This is a genomic window from Actinomyces sp. zg296 (assembly GCF_009829695.1).
In the GTDB taxonomy this organism is placed as follows: domain Bacteria; phylum Actinomycetota; class Actinomycetes; order Actinomycetales; family Actinomycetaceae; genus Actinomyces; species Actinomyces marmotae.
The window spans coordinates 262,680-280,234 of sequence record NZ_VWPG01000002.1; the positions used below are offsets into that span (position 1 = coordinate 262,680).

Sequence of the window (17,555 nt, forward strand, 5' to 3'; positions counted from 1 at the left end):
GAACTGGAGGACCATGGTCCCTGTGGGGGTGTCGCCGCCCCCCACCGCGCACCGAGCACAGGGAGTTCTCATGGCCATCGCCACCTCGCACCGCTTCTCCTCCGACGATCTGCCCGTAGAGGCGGGCCGCTACCGGCTTGTCGCCTCGCCGTCATGCCCCTGGTCGCGCAGGGTCCTCATCGCCCGGCGCGTGCTGGGCCTGACCGAGGCCCTCCCGCTGTCCATGTGCTACGGCCGGGGGGAGGACGGCTTCTGGGAGCTCACCGGCCCCGATGGCGAGCCCGGTACCGATGCCGTCCTGGGCGCCCGCTCCCTGGCCGAGGTTTACGCCGCCACCCCCGGTTACACCCCGCCACCCACTGTCCCGGCCCTCGTGGACACCACCACCGGGCAGGTCGTGTCCGACGACTCCGGCACGCTCCTGTTCGACCTCGCCACAGCCTGGTGGGACCTGCGCGGGGCCGGCGCCCCCGACCTCTACCCCTTGAACCGCCGCAACTCCACTGACGCCTGGGACGAGTGGATCGGCAAGCACATCAACCGCGGCCACGGAGTCGCCACCCACTCCAAGGATGAGGCCAAGGCGGCCGCGGCCGCGCAGGGCGTGCTCGTGGCCTTCGACGTTGTCGACACGATGCTCGCGCGCGCCACCCGCATGCACCCCTCCCGCGAGGGCGGCATGACACTGGTGGATCTGCCGCCGCTGTCCTCGATCGTGTCCATCGGCCAGTTCCTGTGCGGCACCGAGCCCACCGGTTCCGACATCCGCCTGTTCACCACCGTCCAGGCCTACGAGTACGGCGGCCGCCAGTCCTACCCGGGCAGCGAGGCGCCCCAGATCAGCTTCTGGCCGGCCCTGTCGCGCTGGTTCCGCGCCCTGGAGCAGCGCCCCGGCTGGGTCAGCTCCGACGAGCGCGGCGCCCTGGGGCTGTAAGGCGAGGGGCGACCACTCTCCGGCAGCAGCGCTCATCGGGCAGGTCTTCACGGCCTGGCGCGACCGCGAAACAGCGCACCGGGAGGCTCGGTCGCGCGGAAAGCGCGCCGTCCGGTTCCCTCCGGGACGAGGACTGCACGCTCATCCGCGGATGATGCCGTCAAGATCCGCAGAATTTCAACGTTTCTCGTGCTGGGGCGTCAGTTGTGCATCTCTCCCATGTGCAAACGAGCCCGGCGTGCACATGGGAGAGATGCGCTGAGTGCGGGTTCTCATGGAAAAGCCTGGAATCATGCGGATCGTTCGTTGAACTGGGAGAGGTGAGCGTGCAAGGCGCCCTGCGATGCGGAGGTAGGGCGGCGGTCGTGGTGCGCCCAACCGTGTCCCGGCGCTCCTCCGCCCCCATCACTCATCTGCTCAGGACGGGGTTGTACAGCAGGCGGTTGGGGGTGGTCGGGCACTCGTCGCCCACCATCATGGGCGCGATGAGGCGGTCCGCCCGCAGGTCCTCCAGCCGCTCCACCACGCGCTCGCGCAGGCTCCACGGGTCGATCGTGTTGAGGTAGATCTTCGTGCCGCCCTCGAAGCCCGCCAGCGTGGAGACCCTCCACTTCAGTGTTACATGCCACGGCATGGGCTGATCGACGTCGATCGGCTTGTGGTGCCACTCCTCATTGCTCGGCACGTCCGCCCCTGTGGCGGCGTGCAGGGCGTGCAGGAGATCGGCTACGGCATCGACCTCCTCCCGGCTCATCCGCCACGGCTCGCAGATCGCCGACGTTGAGTACACCTCCAGCGTGGGGTAGCGGTGCCCGAAGCCCGCGAAGGCCACCGCGTGCTCATTCGACGCCACGAGCAGCCCCTGGTAGGCGGCGTAATCCACTGCCATCTCGTTGTACAGGTTCGGGTTGGCCCGCACTTTCTCCAGCTCCAACTGGGCGGAGACTCCGCGCTCATCGATGGCCACGAGCTGCTTGTGCAGGTGATCGAAGGAGGCGCCGGCAGGCCGCAGCCAGTTCTGGAAGACCGCCACGTAGCGCACCCACCGGTTCGTCTCGTACAGGTCGTGCGCCGCGGCAACCGCCAGTCGGATGTAGGCGCGGTGCTCGGTGACGCTGAGCGTTCCCGAGCCCGCCAGGCCGGCTGAGTCGACCGCGTCGTCGGTGAAGTGCCGGCGCCCCACGATGATGTCGTGCCCGCCGGCGAAGAAGGAGGCCAGGTAGGCGCGGCGCTCCGCGGGCCCCCAGGTCTCCCACACTGCGGGCTCCGTCCCGGAGGCGCGCAGTTTGGCGCGGGCGATGGATGCCGCGTGCTCGGCTCCGGCCGGATCGGCGAGATAGGCCTCCATGCGCTCGCGGGCGGCGTCGGGGATCTCGAAGCCGTGGTTGGCGCGCCAGTAGTCGAAGGAGACGATCTCGAAGAGGTTGGGGATGCGCCGGAACTCCGCCGTCGTCGTGGCCAACTCTGAGGCTGGGACGCCGTCGATCCGTTCGAAGCCCCCGCCGGCCCCGATGACGACGCGCGACTTCTCCGGCGGGGTCTCCAGGTAGCGGCCCGAGCAGAAGGCGCAGGCGCGCTCGCGCTCCCCGGGCGCCAGCGGATGGCGCTCGGCGACGGGATGGGCGATGGGCCGGTTCCCGCGCCCGGGCACGGTCCACACCTCCGTGCCGGTGAAGGGGCTGATCTGCTTGACAGTCCCGTCGGCCATGCGGGTGAGCGGCTCGGCTGCGGGGGAGTACGGCATGAGCATGGCCCCATTCTGACCCGTCCGTCCGCCCCCGGAGCGGGAACGATGAGGGGAAGCGGTCTGCCCGGCGGCTCCGGATGCTCAGCGGTTGCCGTCGGCTGTGGCCACGATGATCGTCAGGGCCGCCAGGCTGTCCGTCATGGCGCGCAGGGGCTCGCCCGGGGCGTTCTCGTCGGTGATCTCCTTGATCCGCCGGTATAACCCGCTCCAGCTCAGGCCCGTGCGCTCGCTGGGAAGCACCGCCCTGCCCAGGCCCAGCCCCTTGAGGATCGACAGTAGAACCTGATCGGCTGCCGTGGCGGGCCGATCCCCGGCGAGGACCGCGATGAGGCGGTCCACGATCCCGGCCCCCGGTTCGGGGGCGGGGCCGGCCGCCCCATGCTCGGCGGGCCCGGCCGCCCCATGCTCGGCGATGACGCCCTTCACGGAGCGCTCCCCGCGCCCGATGGCGGAGGAGAACCGAATGCCCTCCCCGGCGGGGAGTTGGGAGAGGACGTGGTCGAGGATGGGGTTGTTGGTCGGCGCGTTGTCGATGACGCGCATCATGGGATCCCGGCCCGGGGTGAGATCGAGTCTGCCAGCGAGGAGGAGGTCGGCGAGCACCGCGCCGCGCAGCCCGTAGATGCCGCGCAGGGCCCAGTCCCCGCAGCGCCCGCTGTTCCCGCTCAGGATCGAGAGCAGCTGTTCAGAGATCAGCATGCCCACACGTTATGACGAATTCCTCGGGGCCTCCTCATCCTCCCGACGGAATCTCAGGGCGCGCTCACCGCGCTCCACGCGCATCACTCAAGTCGCGGCGGCGGCGCTCCGAGTGCGGGCGCTGATGACGCCGACGGCGCTGCTGATCGAGGCGATCGCCTCCTTGATCGCGCCGGTGACCGGGGCCTGCTCCGCGATCTCCTTGATGCGCTGGGCGAGTCCGGAGCGGCGCAGGCCCGTGCGCTCAGCCCTCAGGATCCTCCAGGCCGCATCGGTGGACTGAAGTAGCGTCAGGAGCGCGCTGTCCTGGGCGTCCGGGGCGCGGGTCCCCGCGATCTCGCCGTAGAGCCGCTCCCGCAACTCGGCCTCCGGGCGGGGGTCGTGGGTGGGGAAGGCGGGAACGGCCGACGGCGCGGCGCCCGCTGGTGCCGCGGGCTCCACGGGCTCCGCGGGCTCCACGGCGGCGCCGGGCGTGGCGCCGGTGCTCTTGGTCAGGACTCCGGCCTTGACGAGGGAGGTCCCGGCGGCGTCGTGGGGGCGCAGGTCGTCCCAGGTGAGCGCGGAGGAGATGCGCTTGCCGTTCTTGGCCGACAGGACGGCCAGGGCGTCGTCGAGCACGGGATGGCCCGTGGGCGTGGCGTCCACGATGCGCATCCGTGGGCGGCGCGCGGTGCGGGCGGTGTCGGCCTCAATCCGGCCGGCCAGCATGAGGTCGGACAGGAGGGCCCCGCGCAGCATGAGGTCGTTGTCGCTCGACCAGCCTTCGGGCCTCCCCGAGTCCTCGGTGAGCAGTAGGAGCAGCGACTCGACGATCAGCACGGACTCAGGCTAGGGGCGGGCCATCGCGGCGTGCCTCGGCCGATCAGCCGATCCGTCCTCCTACCACCGGACGACGTGGGGCAACGCGGGTGGGGAGGGCGCGGGCGCGCACCGCTCGCTGAGGTGATGCGCGCCGCCCTTGAGTCCCTGGAGACCGAGGTCTGGGATAGCGCGGCCGGAGGCGCCTCCACGCCGGGAGCCCTGCGGCGGCGCGATGGCGTCGCAGCCGTGGGATCCGGGAACCACAGGCGCCGAGGCGCCCGGGCGCGGTCCGATTCTGTGGAGGAGCGCGCCCAAAGGGCCCTCGATGGGCTCACCCTCGGAGAGTGGGCATGGTGCCCGCGGGGCCAAGCGCCCCCGATCCCGAGGAGATCCCCATGAAAAACGCCCTTCTCACCCTCCACCGCGCCTGGGGCCTGGCCCATCCCGGCGCCGAGCACGCCCTGCTGACCGGGCCCATCGCCGCTGCCCTGGAGCGCGCCGAGGCCGCATCGCGCACCATCCCCGACGGTGGGGCGGACCCGGCGGGGGAGGCCGGCATGGCCACCGCCGAATACGCCATCGGCACTCTCGCCGCGGCCGCCTTCGCCGGGTTGCTGCTGGCGATCATGCGCTCAGGGAGCTTGAGGGGCGTGCTGCAGTCCCTCATCGAGTCGGCGCTGTCGGTCGGATGAGCGCCGCGCAGCCGCTGCCGCGCGCCCGCAGGCCGCCCGCGCCCCGGGGCGAGTCCGGCATGGCGACGGCGGAGCTCGCGGTCGCCATGCCCGCCGTCGTCATCGTCCTTCTCCTGGCCCTCTCTGCGCTCGCGGCGGGCGCCGCGCAGATGCGCATGACCGACGCCGCCCGCGTGGGCGCGCGCCAAGCGGCCATCGGCGCCGATCCGCTGGCTGGCGCGAGCGCCGTTGCCCCCACCGGGTCCTCCATAGCGGTGGGGGCCGCGGGGGACCTCACCTGCGTGAGCATCAGCCGCGCCGCTCCCGGGCCCCTCGGGCGCGCGGGGCTCACGTTGCGGGCGCGGGCCTGCGCCTTCACCGAGCCGGGCGGTGATGGGCCGTGAGGCGCGGCTGTGGCCGGAATCCCGGGGTGGGGCGGCTGGCCAGGCCGGGCCCGTCGAGGCGCTGGGGGAGGACCTTGACGGGTGAGCGGGGTGAGGGGACGGTCCTCATGGCTGGCGTCATCGAGGTGATCCTGGCGATCACCCTGGGCCTGAGCGGGCTCATGCGCGCGGAGGGGGCGGCCGGCCGGGCGCGGACCGCCGCTGATATGGCCGTGTTGGCCGGGGCGACCGCCCTGAACTCGATCGTCGCGCCGGGCGATCCCTGCGCCGCGGCGCAGCGCCTCGCCTCCGCCAATGGCGCGACTCTCGACTCCTGCCGGGTTGAGGGTGAGGACGTCATCGTCGGAGTCTCGGTGGATGTGACGGTCCTCGGGGTGCCCCGTCAGGCGCGCGCCCATGCCCGAGCCGGTCCCGTCGACGCCACCCTCGCCCCATAGCCCCGCCCTATAACCGAGACCGGTCGAAAACAGCCGCGAGACCGGTCGAAAACAGGACCGAGACCGGTTCTCGGGCCAGAGGAACGGCACACGGGTCGGACTACGAGCCGCGGCGTGAAGAATCCGCGGGTAGGGCCATGACCGCTGGTCAGACCGCTGCGTCGCGGCCCGACTCGGCGCCCTTGCGCGGGCCCTCAGTCGGAGACCAGCTCCCGGCCGGCGAACTGGGCGGCGTGCAGTCGGGCGTAGGCCCCACCGCGCTCCAGCAACTTGGCGTGACGGCCCTGCTCCACGATGTCGCCATGCTCCATAACGAGGATCGTGTCGGCGTCGCGGATCGTGGACAGGCGGTGCGCGATGACGAAGCTCGTCCGGCCCTCGCGCAGCCGGTTCATCGCCCGTTGGACCAGCAGCTCCGTGCGGGTGTCCACCGAGCTCGTGGCCTCATCGAGGATGAGGACAGCGGGGTTGGCGATGAAAGCGCGTGCGATCGTCAGCAACTGGCGCTCACCAGCGGAGATGTTCGCGGCGTCCTCCTCCAGGGGCGTGTCGTAGCCCTGCGGGAGGGCCTTGATGATGTGGTCGACGAAGCACGCCTCGGCGGCCGCCTCCACGTCCTCGTCCGATGCCCCGGGCCGCCCGTAGCGGATGTTCTCGCGGATCGTCCCCTCGAACAGCCACGGGTCCTGCAGCACCATCCCCGTCCGACGGCGCGCCTCATGGCGCGTCATCGACGCGATGTCCCGGCCGTCCAGGGTGATGCGGCCCCCGTCGAGCTCGTAGAAGCGCATGAGCAGGTTGACCAGGGTGGTCTTCCCGGCGCCCGTCGGCCCGACGATCGCCACGGTGTGGCCGGGCTCCACGCGCAGGGAGAGGTCTCGGATGAGCTCGGTGTCAGGCGAGTAGGAGAAGCGGGCGTGCTCCACCTCGATGACGCCGGCGTGGACCGCGCCCCCGACCGCGCCGTCGGGGCCCCGGTCCTCGCCGTCCGCCACGGCGTCCTCGGCCTGCCCGGCCTGCCCGGCCTCGGCGTCCGGGATCTCCTCCTCGGCGTCGAGCAGCTCGAAGATGCGCTCGGCCGAGGCTGTGCCGGACTGCACCGAGGTGGCCATCCCGCCGAGTTCGCCCAGCGGCTGGGAGAACTGCTGGGAATACTGGATGAAGGCCTGCACGCTGCCCAGGCTCAGCGACCCCGAGGCCACCATGATCCCGCCGACCACCGCGATCGCCACATAGGAGACATTCGAGATGACCAGCATGAGCGGCATCATGATGCCGGAGAGGAACTGCGCGCGCAGCGCCGATCGGTAGAGCGCGTCGTTCTCCTCGGCGAAAGCGTCCCGCACCGTCTGCGTGCGCCCATACACCCGCACGAGGGCGTGCCCGGAGAAGGACTCCTCCACGCGCGTGTTGATGCGGCCCGTGCGCGCCCACTGGTGGGTGAAGGCCTTCTGGGAGCGCGGCCCGATGATGCCGAACACCCCGCCCATGAGCGGGATGATGACGAGCGCCACCAGCGCCAGCTTCCAGGAGATCGACAACATCATCCCCATGACGCCGATCACCGTGAGGAGCGAGGTCAGCGCCCTGGACAGCGACTGCTGGAGGGTGTTGGTGACATTGTCGACGTCGTTGGTGACGCGGGAGAGCATCTCGCCGCGCTGCATCTGGTCGAAGTAGGACAGCGGAAGGCGGTGGATCTTGGTCTCCACCTGCTCGCGCAGCCGGAACATGGCGGTCACGGTGATGCGGTTGAGCAGGAGGCCCTGCAGCCACATCAGGAGAGCGGAGGCCACGTACAGCACGAGGACGGTGGCGAGGATCGTGCTGAGGCGGTCGAAGTCGATGCCCTGGCCCGGCCGCAGGTCCATCGCGGCGGCCATGTTCGCCATATCGGTTTCGCCCGCCGCGCGCAGGCCCTCGACCACCTCGGCCTTCGTGGCGCCCGGGGGCAGGCGCGAGGAGATGACGCCCTCGAAGATGACGTTCGTGGCGTTGCCCAGCACCTTGGGCGCGGCCACGGACAGGACGATCCCGGCGACGCTCGCCACCGTGATGATCGCCAGCGTCCCCTTGAAGGGTGACAGCAGGCCGATCATGCGGCGGAAGGAGGGCCAGAAGGCCTGTGCCCTGCCCGGGGGCGGGCCGGAGTGCCAGTCATCGGAGGAGGCCTGTGCCGCGGCGGCGAGCCTGAGGTCCTCCTCGCTCAACTCGTCGGCGCCCGTCGCGCGGGCGCGGTCTGCCCGCTCGTCGCTCTTGTCGCGGCTCATGCGGCCACCTCCTGTCCGAGCTGGGAGGAGACGATCTCCTGGTACACCTCACAGGTGGCCAGCAGTTCCTCATGGGTGCCGGTGCCGACGAGCCGTCCGCCGTCGAGCACGAGGATCTGATCGGCGTCGGTGACGGTGGTGATCCTCTGGGCGACAACGATCTTCGTGACCCCCGCCGTGGCGGGCGCGAGGGCCGCGCGCAGGCGGGCGTCAGTGGACACGTCGAGCGCGGAGAAGGAGTCGTCGAAGATGAGGATGTCCGGGCGCCGCACGAGGGCGCGGGCGATGGCCAGGCGCTGGCGCTGCCCGCCGGAGACGTTCGTGCCTCCCTGGGCGATGGACGCCTCCAGCCCGCCGTCCATCTCCTCCACGAAGTCGCGGGCCTGGGCGACCTCCAGGGCGGCCCACAGCTCGTCGTCGGTGGCCTCCTCGCGGCCGAGCCGCAGGTTTGTGGCGACCGTGCCGGCGAAGAGGAAGGGCTTCTGGGGGACCAGGCCGAGGGTGGCCCACAGGGCCTCGGGCTCAGCGCGGCGCACGTCCACGCCGCCCATGAGCACCGCCCCGTCGGTGGCGTCGACGAGCCGGGCCAGGAGCGCCACGAGCGTGGACTTGCCCGAGCCGGTGGAGCCGACGATCGCCGTCGTCGACCCGGGGGTGACGCGGAAGGAGACACCGGTGAGAACAGCCGCCTCGGCGCCGGGGTAGGCGAAGGTGACGTCGCGCAACTCCACGCCGCCGGGCTCCGGGAAGGCGGTGACGGCACCCTCCGCGACGGTCAGCGACGGGTCGACGGCCAGGACCTCACTGATGCGCTCGGCGCACACGGCCGCGCGCGGGATCATCATCGTCATGAAGGAGGCCAGGACGATCCCCATCAGGATCTGCATGAGGTAGGCCATGAAGGCGATGAGGGTGCCGACCTCCACCTCCCCCGAGCCCACGCTATGCCCGCCGTACCAGATGACGCCGACGATCGTGACATCCAGGACAAGCATGACCAGCGGGAACAGGGTGACGAAGAGGCGGCCCACGCGCTCGCCCACCCATGCCATGTCATGGTTGACGATGGCGAAGCGCTCGGTCTCGGCCCCCTCGCGCACGAAGGCGCGCACCACCCGGATGCCGGTGAGTTGCTCGCGCAGGACCCGGTTGATGCCGTCGAGCCGGTCCTGGTAGGAGCGGAAGAGCGGCACCATGCGCCGCACGATGAGGCCGACGATCACCAGCAGGACCGGCACGCTCACGGCGATGAGCCAGGCGAGCCCCGGGGCGCGCGTGACCGCCATGATGATGCCGCCCACCGCCATGATCGGCGCCATGACGAGCATGGTGCAGCCCATGAGGACGAGCATCTGGACCTGCTGGACATCATTGGTGTTGCGGGTGATGAGGGAGCCGGCGCCGAAGGAGGTGACCTCCCGCTCGGAGAAGGAGCCGACCCGGTGGAAGATCTTGGCGCGCAGGTCCCGCCCCAGGCCCATAGCTGATCGCGCCGCCAGGTAGGTGGCGAGCATGGTGCAGGCGCCCTGGGCGGCGCTCACGGCGAGCATGATTCCCCCGGTGCGCCAGATGAAGCCGGTGTCGCCGGCGGCCACGCCGCGATTGATGATGTCCGCGTTGAGGGTCGGCAAGTAGAGCGACGCCATGACCTGCGCGAACTCGAGGACCAGCACGCAGGTCAGGAGCCCGTAGTAGGGGCGCAAGTGCGTCCGCAGCAGTTGTATCAGCACGTGAGCGAGCCTAGACCCCTGACACCGTGTCAGGGCAAGGGGCCGCCTAGGCCCAGCTGGGGGGCGAATGGCACGCTCACAAGAGCGCTCGGGGTAGTTCGTCGTTGGAATGACGCGGATTGCGATGAGGCGCGAAATCTCCCGTGTGCATTCGAGAGGAGAATGCACACGGGAGTCTCCGTTGGAGACAAACTCCAACGTGATTGCAACGAAAAGTCAGGGTGTGGGTAAGGCTGAGCGTGCCGACCGCGCGGCCCGGGCGAGCAGGCGCAGCAGGGCGATGGCGCCGGCCTTGTCCAGGGGCTCGTTGTTGTTGCCGCATTTGGGGGACTGGATGCAACTGGGGCAGCCGGTGGCGCAGCGGCACTGGGTGATGACGTCGAGCGTGGCCTCCAGCCAGCGCGCCCCGGCGCGGTGCCCGCGCTCCGCGAAGCCCGCGCCCCCGGCGGCGCCATCATGGACGAAAACGGTGGGGCGCATGGTCTGGGGGTGCAGGGCGGTGGACAGCCCGCCGATGTCCCAGCGGTCGCAGGTGGCCAGAAGGGGGAGGATGCCGATGGAGGCGTGCTCGGCGGCGTGCAGGGCACCGGGCAGCCGAGCCGGGGTGACGCCGGCGGCCTCGCAGGTCTCGAGAGGGATCGTCCACCAGACGGCGGCGGTGGGCAGGACGCGCTCGGGCATGTCCAGCGGGTGCTGGGAGACCACGTCCATGTGGGGCAGGGCGAGTTTGTTGTAGCCGGTGACTTGGCTGGTGACCTCCACGCTTCCGAGGCTCCAGGTGAGGCCGTCACCCCAGGCCTCGGCGTGCCGCTCGGCGAGGATGCGCACGCTGGAGCGCTCACGGGCCCGGGTCCGGTAACCCACGACCAGGCGCGGGGTGACGATGGCGGCCTCCTCGGTGAGCTCCTCGACGACGTAGGCGCGCCCCTGGTGCATGTAGACGGCGCCGGCATGGAGGGAGGAGTCGGCGCTGGCGCCAGGCGCGGTGCCGATGACGGTGCCGGAGGTGGACTCGACGATGGGGATCTCGGGCGGGCCGTCTCCGCGCAGGTTGGTGAGGTCCTGGGGGCGCCCGGGCAGGGCGGCGTTCCAGAACCAGCCGGTAGGGCGCCGCCGCAGGGCCCCGCGTTCGGCGAGGTCGGCCAGGAGGCTCTCATCGGGCAGGCCGAAGAGGTCGAGGTCGGCCTCGCGAAGGGGGAACTCGGAGGCGGCCGCGCACAGGTGCGGGGCGAGGACGTAGGGGTTGGTGGGGTCGAAGACGGTGGCCTCGGGGGCGGTGAGGACGTCCTCGGGGTGATGGACGAGGTAGGCGTCGAGGGGGTTGTCGGAGGCGATGAGGACGGCGACGCCGGGACTGCCCGCGCGTCCGGCGCGCCCGGCCTGCTGGCCCAGTGAGACGCGGGTGCCGGGCCATCCGGCGATGAGGACGGCGTCTAGACCGGTCACGTCGATGCCCAGTTCGAGGGCGTTCGTGGTGGCCAGGGCGCGCAAGCGGCCCTGGCGCAGGTCCGTTTCCAGGGCGCGGCGCTCCTCAGGCAGGTAGCCGCCCCGGTAGGCGGCGACGGCGTCGGCCAAGCCGGCCAGTGGTGGGCCGGAGCGGGTGAGGATGCGGCGCGCGTGCTCGGCGACGATCTCCGCGGAGCGGCGCGAGCGCACGAAGACGAGGGCCTGGGCTCCGGCGCTGAGAAGGTCGACGAGGACCTCGGATGCTTCGGCGGTTGCCGAGCGGCGCGGAGAGGGTGGGTTCGGGGCGCCGGGGGTGTCGGCGGTGCCCGGGTCGGGGGCGGCTGTGGAATCGGCGGGGCCAACGCCCCACGGATCGATGAGGGCGGGCTGCCAGAGAGCCAGTGCGCGCTCCCCGGCGGGGGCTCCGTCATCCGTGATGGCGACGACGTCGGCGGGTGGGGCCCCGATGAGGCGCGCGGCGGTGAGGGCGGGCTCGGCGGCGGTGGCCGAGGCGGCGAGGACCGTGGGGCCCGGGGAGTCCGGGCTCAGGCGGCGGGCGAGGCGCAGGAGGCGGCGCAGGACGAGGGCGACATGTGCCCCGATGACGCCCCGATAGGCGTGGCACTCGTCGACGATGATGTAGCGCAGCGAGCGCAGGAGGCGGGCCCAGCGCTCATGGCCGGGCAGGAGGGAGAAATGGAGGAAGTCGGGGTTGGTCAGGACGATGTCGGCGTGGGCGCGGGCCCAGTCGCGCTCGGGCAGGGGAGTGTCCCCGTCGCAGGTGCTGGAGCGCAGGGTGAGGCGCGGCGCACCCGCGACACCTGCCTGGACGGCCTCGATGCGGGCGGAGAGGCGGTCGAGGGCGGCGGCCTGGTCGGCGGCGAGGGCCTTGGTGGGGGCGAGGTAGAGGGCTGTGGGGCGGCGGCCGTGAGCGGAGATGCGGTGGCTGGTCCCCTCCGCGTGAGCGGCGCGCTGGGCGCTGAGGATGTCGGAGACGGCGGGGAGCCAGGCGGCCAGTGACTTCCCAGAGCCAGTGCCGGTGGCGATGACGGTGTGGTGGCCGGCGTGGAGAGAGTTGGCGGCCTGGGCCTGGTGAGTCCAGGGCCGAGGGATGCCGGAGGCGGCCAGGGCGGCGACGAGGGCCGGGTCGGCCCAGGACGGCCAGTCGGCATGGCGGGCCGGCCGGGCGGGCGTGCGCTCGAGGTGGACCAGTCTGCCGTCGCGCGCGCCGATGGTCTCCAGCAGCGCGGTGAGGTCGCGCGCGGGTGGAGGCGCGGCCGGTATGGGCGCTGCGGGTGGCTCAGGACTCACCGCACCAGTGTGCCGTAGGCCGATGAGCGCGGTGAGACGGCCGTTCCTGCCCGGCAGCGGTGTCGACGTGCGATGGGCTTGGGTGTCGGGGCGCCCGGGTGGCGAGGTTTGAGGATTGCTCGGCTGATCGAGGGGCGTATCGCCCCGCAGGCATCTCGGCACCGGTCTTTGACCTGCAACAATGCAGGACATGACGGACCGTCAGGAAAAGGAATCCTCAAACCGCGCCACATCGACCGACACGCCGTCCGGATTTGTGGCGCACGCCTCAATCTGTGCATCTCACATCGGTTGCTGACCGCTTCTCCCCGCTGCTGGGTTCCCCTGCCATCTCACTGAAAAGTCAATGACTATCGGCGTGAGAGGCGCTACCTCATAGCCGGATGAAACCACAAGATGTTGTGGTCGATGGGGGCAATATGCCCATATATCGGGTTGCATGGATGTGATTCGGGGGTAGGGTCGGCCGCGTGGCAGCCGCGCGAGGCTCGCGAGCGTCATCGCAGACAGCACAGACGAGGGAGAGAGCAGTGCCCGCACAGTCCGAGAACCAGTCCGCCCACCTTACCGAGCCCCTCGCGGCCCGTCCCGAGCTCGTGGCCCAAGGCGCCGCCGACTCCGCTGTGGCAGGAGGCGATCGTCCCGTCGTCGACGCCGTGGCCACCATCACCGAGTACCTGGACCGCTCCGACTGGCGCGTCAACGCCAACGCCAACCAGGGCTACTCGCTGGGCGGGATGATCCTCAACACCTCCGGGAAGATCATCGCCAACTACTGGCTGAGCCAGATCTACTCCCGCGAGGCCGGCCAGGCCCACCGTGAGGGTGACCTGCACATCCACGACCTCGACATGTTCGCCGGGTACTGCGCCGGCTGGTCGCTCAAGTCCCTCCTCCAGCAGGGCTTCAATGGCATCCCCGGCAAGATCGCCTGCAACCCGCCGCGCCACTTCTCCTCCGCCGTCGGGCAGATCGTCAACTTCCTGGGCACCCTGCAGAACGAGTGGGCCGGCGCCCAGGCGTTCTCCTCCTTCGACACCTACATGGCCCCCTTCGTCCGCCTCGATTCCATGACCTACGAGGAGGTCCGACAGGGGATGCAGGAGCTCATCTTCAACCTCAACGTGCCATCGCGCTGGGGCACGCAGACGCCCTTCACCAATCTCACCTTCGACTGGACCTGCCCCGCCGACCTCGCCGATGAGCGCCCCCTGGTCGGCGACGCGCTCTGCGACTTCACCTACGGCGACCTCGCCGAGGAGATGGGCATGATCAACCGCGCCTTCATGGAGGTCATGACCGATGGTGACGCCGACGGGCGCGTCTTCACCTTCCCCATCCCCACCTATAACATCACCAAGGACTTCGACTGGGAGTCGGATAACGCCGAGCGGCTGTTCGCCATGACCGCGAAGTACGGCCTGCCCTACTTCCAGAACTTCATCAACTCCGAGCTCGACCCCGGCATGATCCGCTCCATGTGCTGCCGCCTCCAGCTCGACCTGCGCGAGTTGCTCAAGCGCGGCAACGGTCTGTTCGGGTCTGCCGAGCAGACCGGAAGCGTCGGCGTCGTCACCATCAACATGGCGCGGCTGGGCTACCTCCACGCCGGTGACGAGGCGGGCCTGGTCGCCGCCCTCGACCACCTCATGGAGCTGGGCCGCGACACCCTCGAGCTCAAGCGCGCCGTCATCCAGCACCACATCGACACCGGCCTGTTCCCCTTCACCAAGCGCTGGCTGGGCACCCTCGACAACCACTTCTCCACCATCGGCGTCAACGGCATGAACGAGATGGTCCGCAACTTCACGGCCAACGCCTACGACATCACCGATCTGCGCGGCCACGCCATGTGCGCGCGGATCCTCGACCACGTGCGCGAGCGCATGGTGGAGTTCCAGGAGGCCACCGGGCACCTCTACAACCTCGAGGCCACCCCCGCCGAGGGCACCACCTACCGCTTCGCCAAGGAGGATCTGCGCCGCTTCCCGGACATCCTCCAGGCCGGCACCCCCACCAACCCCTACTACACGAACTCCTCGCAGTTGCCGGTGGGTTACACGGACGACCCCTTCGCCGCCCAGGAGATGCAGGAGGAGCTGCAGACCAAGTACACCGGCGGCACCGTCCTGCACCTGTACATGAACGAGCGCGTCTCCTCGGCCGCGGCCTGCAAGGAGCTCGTGCGCCGCTCGCTCACGGCGTTCCGCACCCCGTACATCACCATCACTCCCACCTTCTCCATCTGCCCGGTCCACGGCTACTTGCCCGGCGAGCACGCCACCTGTGAGAAGTGCTCCGCCCTCCACCCCGACGCCGAGCCCACCGAGTGCGAGGTCTGGACCCGCGTCATGGGTTACTTCCGGCCCGTGCGCTCCTTCAACATCGGCAAGAAGGGCGAGTACGCCGAGCGCCGGATGTTCACCGAGGGCGCCGCCGCCGGGCACGGCCCCGTAGCCTCCCGGCTGACCGCGGTGAGCGCGTGAGGGCCCGCGAGGGCGGGCGCGTGGGATGAGGGCCGCTCGGCTGCCATCCGCGCCGCTCGTCCCTCGCGTCGCTCCCGCCAGCCCCGCCACGCCTTCGGGGCGCTCATCCCACCTGCCCTCGTTCGGCGACGGAAGTAGTTCCCTCATGCCTTGCGCCAGCACTCCCGATGGTCCTTCCCCGCGGCCCGCCGGTCCCGCTGATTCCCTGGTGATCGCGGGGCTGGTGCCCATGAGCACTGTCGACTGGCCGGACCGCCTCGTGGCCACAGTGTTCTGCCAGGGCTGCCCCTGGAACTGCTTCTACTGCCACAACCGCGACCTCATCGACACCCGTGCCCCGGGCACTGTCGCCTGGCAGGAGGTCCGTGACCTGCTCAGCCGGCGGCGGGGGCTGCTCGACGGCGTCGTCTTCACCGGCGGCGAGGCGCTGCGCCAGGACGCCTTGGCCGACGCCGCCCGCGAGGTCAGGGGCATGGGCTTCGGCGTGGGCCTGCACACGGCCGGCATGTATCCGCGCCGCCTGCGGGATCTGGTGGGCGATGGGCTCGTCGACTGGGTGGGCTTGGACGTCAAGGCCCTGCCCGGCCACTACGAGCAGGTGGTGGGCCGGCCGAACGCCGCGCGCAAGGCGTGGGACTCGCTTGAGGTGCTGCTCGCCTCCGGCGCGGATCTGGAGGTGCGCACCACCGTTGTGCCCGGGGATGTCACAGCCGACGACGCCGTCGAGGTCGCCCGCCGCGTCCACGGCGCCGGGGCGCGGGTCTACGCCCTCCAGCAGGCGCGCGGGGAGGGGACGAGCGGGGCCTTCGACGTAGTCGCCTCCGGCTGGGACGCTCAGTGCGAGCGCATGGCGGAGGCCATCGAGGCCCTGGGCTGGGAGCGCTTCACCTACCGGCCGGCCTGAGGCGCGGGATCGAGTATCAGTCGTCCGGCCCGCCGGTGAGGATGCGCAGCAGCATGATGGTCGCGGATGCGGCGACCAGGTCCTTCGACAGTCTCAGGTGTGGTGTCGAGGGGCGCCGCTCGTTCCTCGCCCCCACGGTACGGTCTCAAACCGCGAGGATGAGGGCGCAAGGCCGGGCTGAGACGGTTTCTCGGGGCTGAGGGCGCAGCGCGGGGGCGTGAGGGACTGTTCCGTCCCGCTCGCGGTCCGGTGGCGTGGGAGAGGGATTCGACCCCGGTATGTCTCGGCGATGGCAAGGAGCGGTCGCGGCGCGGCTACAGCGATCTCGGGCGGGACACGCCTGATCTCGGGCGGGAAACGGAGTGTCTCAGGGGCGGCAAGACCCGGTATCGCCTGGGAAACAATGGTCTCGGTGCTCTTAAGGACCGATCTCGTTTGGAGGTCTGAAATGTCATATCTGACAACGTTTCAGTGTCATCGAGGCGCGGAAGCGCCCGCGCGGGAGGCTGAACCCCCAGTTCAGAGGCAAAAACTCTGAAGATCTTCCTCTCGGGATGTAACGATTGGTAGGGTACTTGCAGAGCCGCGGCGCTCCACATAGTCTTTGGGTCGTCGCGGGGCACCCCGAACCCCGCACGATGTCACGAACACGGAGAAGCGAAAGGATGGTGAACACAGGAAGGTGATGGCGAGTTGGATCACATGGGGGATCCGCCAAGTCAATCGCACACCTCCGCTCGCTCCTCGAGTACCCGCGCAGCCCGATTCCTATCCCAGGATCTTGTCCCTGGTCCCTGACCCTGATCTCCCTGGATCCTGGTCCCTGTAGGAATCAGCGGCACGCGCGCCGTGACATGAGCCGCGTCCCCTGAAGATGCGCACCGACCCGATGGCCGACCCTGAGGATCTCTGATTGGTCATCGGTTCGGACCGAGCCCCGGTCCTGTCGCCCTGAACGGCAGGACCGGGGCTCGGCGCTTCCCGCCCGGCATTCCCCTGGCGCCCGCGAGCCCCACTCCGCGAGCCCCACTCCGCGCGCCCCGGGCGCGCCCCAACGGTCGCCGCCAGCGGGTTCCCAGTTATCGCGAAGAGCGCCCTGACAGTTGCCCAGTCGATGGCGAAGCGGCTCATAGGGGAGGCGATGAACCGCAGCGGCGGGGCGTAGATGCGGGCCGAGTCGGCGATGGGCCGGAAGTGGCTGACCTCCTGGCACGTAGACGGTGGTGATCTCCACCTCCTCCGCGGCCATCCCGGGCTCCGGGGCGCGCAGCAGGGCACTGGGTTCGTACTCGCGCGGCCCCGGGCGCCGCTGCGGCCAGTTGAGCGCCCCGGCGGGGTGGCCGCGCAGCCCGGTCTGGGTGTCGCCGAGCGCCCGGCGGGTCGTGCTCTGGAACAGCAGGGCGGGCGCCGTGATCCCGGGGCGCCGAGGCGGCTGCGCAGCGGTACCGGGCTGGTGAGGTGGCGCACGCCGAGCGTTATGCGCCGCGTCCGGCGCGCCCGGGTCGCAACGGCGGCGACATCGGCGGGCCTGTGCTGTCTATCGGCTTCGGTGCGGACCTCGTCGGCCCCCGGTCGCGCGGGTGGGGGCCCCGTTCCCTACTATCCCCTCACCGGGGCGTCGGCCCTTGGCCGCGCGGGCGGTGGGGCAGTTGCGTCGATTGCGCGTGAGGCGACGTGCTCCCTCCCCGGTCGCGTGGGCGGGGGTGCGGCCTGAT

Annotated in this window: 12 protein-coding genes; 6 read left to right on the top strand and 6 right to left on the bottom strand. The window is 70.8% G+C overall.

All coding sequences use genetic code 11. From position 1 onward, the window contains the following. Nucleotides 1-70: 70 nt before the first annotated feature. The gene (locus tag GVV76_RS01440; protein ID WP_159624428.1) at nt 71-934 is read left to right on the top strand and encodes a glutathione transferase; all 864 of its coding nucleotides are present in this window, start codon (nt 71-73) and stop codon (nt 932-934) included. A 409-nt stretch (nt 935-1,343) separates the two neighbouring features. On the opposite strand, the gene GVV76_RS01445 is transcribed toward GVV76_RS01440, so the two are convergent. The 3 genes from GVV76_RS01445 to GVV76_RS01455 form a co-directional block, all read right to left on the bottom strand. After that, complete coding sequence (locus GVV76_RS01445) at nt 1,344-2,684, bottom strand: DUF4921 family protein (RefSeq protein ID WP_159624430.1); 1,341 nt, start codon at nt 2,682-2,684, stop codon at nt 1,344-1,346. 78 nt (nt 2,685-2,762) lie between these two features. After that, the gene (locus tag GVV76_RS01450; RefSeq protein WP_159624432.1) at nt 2,763-3,380 is read right to left on the bottom strand and encodes a GOLPH3/VPS74 family protein; all 618 of its coding nucleotides are present in this window, start codon (nt 3,378-3,380) and stop codon (nt 2,763-2,765) included. Nucleotides 3,381-3,467: 87 nt separating this feature from the next. Then, nucleotides 3,468-4,199, bottom strand: coding sequence for a GOLPH3/VPS74 family protein (locus tag GVV76_RS01455; protein ID WP_159624434.1), 732 nt, complete (start codon nt 4,197-4,199; stop codon nt 3,468-3,470). A 377-nt stretch (nt 4,200-4,576) separates the two neighbouring features. Here GVV76_RS01455 and GVV76_RS01460 point away from each other — a divergent pair, with 377 nt between their 5' ends. From GVV76_RS01460 to GVV76_RS01470, 3 genes are read left to right on the top strand one after another with little or no spacing between them, the layout of a single operon-like run. Further along, nucleotides 4,577-4,873 carry a DUF4244 domain-containing protein gene (locus tag GVV76_RS01460; protein WP_201288267.1) on the top strand — a complete coding sequence of 99 codons (297 nt, stop codon included), beginning with the start codon at nt 4,577-4,579 and terminating at the stop codon, nt 4,871-4,873. Further along, on the top strand, nt 4,870-5,256 hold the full coding sequence (locus GVV76_RS01465; RefSeq protein ID WP_159524547.1) for a TadE family type IV pilus minor pilin: 387 nt from the start codon (nt 4,870-4,872) through the stop codon (nt 5,254-5,256). Before GVV76_RS01460 ends, GVV76_RS01465 begins: the two co-directional genes overlap by 4 nt. A gap of 26 nt (nt 5,257-5,282) precedes the next feature. Further along, nucleotides 5,283-5,693, top strand: a complete 411-nt coding sequence (locus GVV76_RS01470; RefSeq protein WP_328703554.1) for an Rv3654c family TadE-like protein — start codon at nt 5,283-5,285, stop codon at nt 5,691-5,693. 194 nt (nt 5,694-5,887) lie between these two features. On the opposite strand, the gene GVV76_RS01475 is transcribed toward GVV76_RS01470, so the two are convergent. The 3 genes from GVV76_RS01475 to GVV76_RS01485 all read right to left on the bottom strand — a co-directional run bounded on the left by GVV76_RS01475 (nt 5,888) and on the right by GVV76_RS01485 (nt 12,450). Continuing rightward, the gene (locus tag GVV76_RS01475; protein ID WP_159624438.1) at nt 5,888-7,963 is read right to left on the bottom strand and encodes an ABC transporter ATP-binding protein; all 2,076 of its coding nucleotides are present in this window, start codon (nt 7,961-7,963) and stop codon (nt 5,888-5,890) included. Then, entirely contained in the window at nt 7,960-9,693 is a 1,734-nt protein-coding gene (locus tag GVV76_RS01480) for an ABC transporter ATP-binding protein (RefSeq protein ID WP_159624440.1), read from the bottom strand. Before GVV76_RS01480 ends, GVV76_RS01475 begins: the two co-directional genes overlap by 4 nt. Nucleotides 9,694-9,909: 216 nt before the next feature. Continuing rightward, entirely contained in the window at nt 9,910-12,450 is a 2,541-nt protein-coding gene (locus tag GVV76_RS01485) for a DEAD/DEAH box helicase (protein WP_236263145.1), read from the bottom strand. A 530-nt stretch (nt 12,451-12,980) separates the two neighbouring features. On the opposite strand from GVV76_RS01485, the gene GVV76_RS01490 reads away from it, so the two are divergent. Together GVV76_RS01490 and GVV76_RS01495 are read left to right on the top strand one after the other, a co-directional pair. Continuing rightward, the gene (locus GVV76_RS01490) at nt 12,981-14,936 is read left to right on the top strand and encodes a ribonucleoside triphosphate reductase (protein WP_159624442.1); all 1,956 of its coding nucleotides are present in this window, start codon (nt 12,981-12,983) and stop codon (nt 14,934-14,936) included. Nucleotides 14,937-15,081: 145 nt separating this feature from the next. Then, nucleotides 15,082-15,840 (top strand): anaerobic ribonucleoside-triphosphate reductase activating protein, encoded by a 759-nt coding sequence (locus GVV76_RS01495; RefSeq protein WP_159524543.1) that lies wholly within the window; start codon nt 15,082-15,084, stop codon nt 15,838-15,840. Nucleotides 15,841-17,555 lie beyond the last annotated feature (1,715 nt).